This window comes from Francisella sp. 19S2-4 (assembly GCF_036281795.1).
GTDB lineage: Bacteria > Pseudomonadota > Gammaproteobacteria > Francisellales > Francisellaceae > Francisella.
The window spans coordinates 1-2,479 of record NZ_JAWUZH010000086.1 but is presented as its reverse complement, the minus strand read 5'-3'; the positions used below and the strand labels follow the sequence as shown (position 1 = coordinate 2,479).

The following is a 2,479-nucleotide window of genomic DNA, read 5'->3' as shown; positions in this document are numbered from 1 at the left end:
TAATATCTGTAACATCTGTATTTTACAAAATATATCTAACAATTTGGGATATTAATTCAACAGTCTTTAAGAGATATTGGACTTGTCTCAAATGCCATATTCATAATTGGTAAATAAATAAAACATAATTGTAAAATCAACATTAGAATAATACCTATCCAAATATATTTATTACTAAATAAACCTATTTCAAACACACTTTTATCTATCGACCTACTATTTAATAAATACATTGCCTCAACAACAATAAAGACTGTAGTTGCTACAGTTCTTGCCTGTTCTATAGTTGTATTTTTTACAAATAACTCATACCAAAATAATAAAAATGAAGATCCTACTAAAATTAACCCAACTATTATTATCTTGATTATTAAACTTTGATTAAGTATAGCTATATTGGGACTATTTGGTTTACGATTCATAATATCATGTTCTTTAGGTTCAAAAGCAAGCATTAAACCTAAGAAAACTGCTGTTGTCATATTAATCCATAGTATTTGAATAGGTGTTACAGGTAGAGTTACACCTAAGAAAATAGCGATTAAAATAATTAGTCCCTCTCCTAAGTTTGTTGGTAAAGTCCAAGTTATAAATTTAGTTATATTATCAAAAATTCCTCTTCCTTCTTTAACTGCTAATTCAATAGTTGCAAAATTATCATCTGTTAAAATCATATCAGCAGCATCTTTAGAAACTTCTGTTCCTGTTATTCCCATAGCAATGCCAATATCTGCCCTTTTCAAGGCTGGAGCATCATTAACTCCATCTCCTGTCATAGCTACTATATTGTTTTGCTGCTGAAGTAACTTAACAATTCTTAATTTTTGCGTAGGTGTAACTCTAGCAAATACATTAGTTTCTTTTAACTGTTGTGCCAAATCATTATCATTAAGTTTCTCTAGTTGTTCTCCTGACAGAACTTCAGAATAAGTTTCATTTATAATACCTAGCTGACTAGCAATTGCTTGTGCTGTTAAAACATGATCTCCTGTTATCATTTTTACAACTATACCTGCAGAATGACAACGTTTTATTGATTCAATTACCCCAGGTCTAGGAGGATCTATAATACTTTGAAAGCCAACAAAAATAAAACCATCTTGCATATCCTCATCTAAAATAGATTCATTAAAAGTATCTTTATATGCAAATGTTAAAATTCTCATCCCCTGAGATGAAGCCTCTTTATAATAATTTAATAATTTTTCTCTATCTATAGCTTCTAAACTACCATCTTTATTTAAAATATTATCACTAATAGAAAAAACCCTCTCAATAGCACCTTTTATATATATCCTATTTAAACCATTATCCCTCTTAAATAAGGTAGCCATATATTGTCTTTCTGACTCAAATGGTAAAGTATCTATTTTTATACTTTTGCTCATAATATCTTTATAATTAAGACCCGCTTTAATAGCAGATAAATACAAACAAATTTCTGTTGGATCCCCTTCATATACTGGTTCTTCATTCTCAATATCATATGAACTATCATTACATAATATTCCATTTATTAAGCACTCTTCTAATGCATTATCTTTACTTACAGAAAAAATGTGATCATTTTTTATAATACTTCCTTCAGCATAATATCCTTGTCCGGAAACCTCATAAAAACCATTATTTGTCCAGATTTTCTTAACAGTCATCTGATTTTGTGTTAAAGTTCCAGTTTTGTCTGAGCATATTACTGTAGCACTTCCTAAAGTCTCTACAACAGGTAGTTTTCTAACAATAGCATTTTTCTTTGCCATTCTAGATACTCCTATTGCTAATGTTGCTGTAATTGCAGCTGGAAGACCTTCTGGTATAGCACTAACAGCTAAAGCAACTATTGCTTTAAGCATATAAAAAATATCTTCTCCTCTATATATACCTACGATTAAAGTAAATAGAGCTAATCCTAATATTAGATATAAAAGTTTCTGACTAAAGATACCTATTTTTTTTAACTAATGGAGTTTTAAGAGCTTCTGTATTTTCTAATAAACTTGAAATTTTACCTATTTCAGTTTGCATTCCTGTTGCTACAACAATTCCTTTACCTTGACCATTCGTAACAAAAGTTGAAGCATATGCCATATTTACTCTTTCAGACAAAATAATATCATTATTCAAATTATCTATTTTTTTTAGTATAGGAATAGATTCTCCAGTTAAGGCTGCCTCTTCGATTTTTAAATGATTTAAATCAAATAGACGTGTATCGGCAGGAACTTTATCACCTGCTGTTATATAAATAATATCTCCTGGAACAAGATCTTCACTTAAAACCTTCTTCTTTTTTCCTTCTCGCAATACTATTGCTTCAGTTTTAACAACATTTGATAAGGCTTCTAAAGCATTTGTGGCCTTAACCTCCTGAATAAATCCAACTATAGAATTTATAAGGACAACACCAAAAAGACTGTTGAATTAATATCCCAAATTGTTAGATATATTTTGTAAAATACAGATGTTACAGATATTAGTATTT

At 29.2% G+C, this 2,479-nt stretch carries 1 protein-coding gene and 1 pseudogene; both read right to left on the bottom strand.

Annotated features, from left to right (window positions below; all coding sequences use genetic code 11):
- Positions 1–56: 56 nt before the first annotated feature.
- The gene (locus R8535_RS10805; protein WP_329499153.1) at positions 57–1,913 is read right to left on the bottom strand and encodes a cation-translocating P-type ATPase; all 1,857 of its coding nucleotides are present in this window, start codon (positions 1,911–1,913) and stop codon (positions 57–59) included.
- 19 nt (positions 1,914–1,932) lie between these two features.
- Positions 1,933–2,394 (bottom strand): annotated as a pseudogene (locus R8535_RS10800) (P-type ATPase); the annotation flags it as partial.
- Positions 2,395–2,479 lie beyond the last annotated feature (85 nt).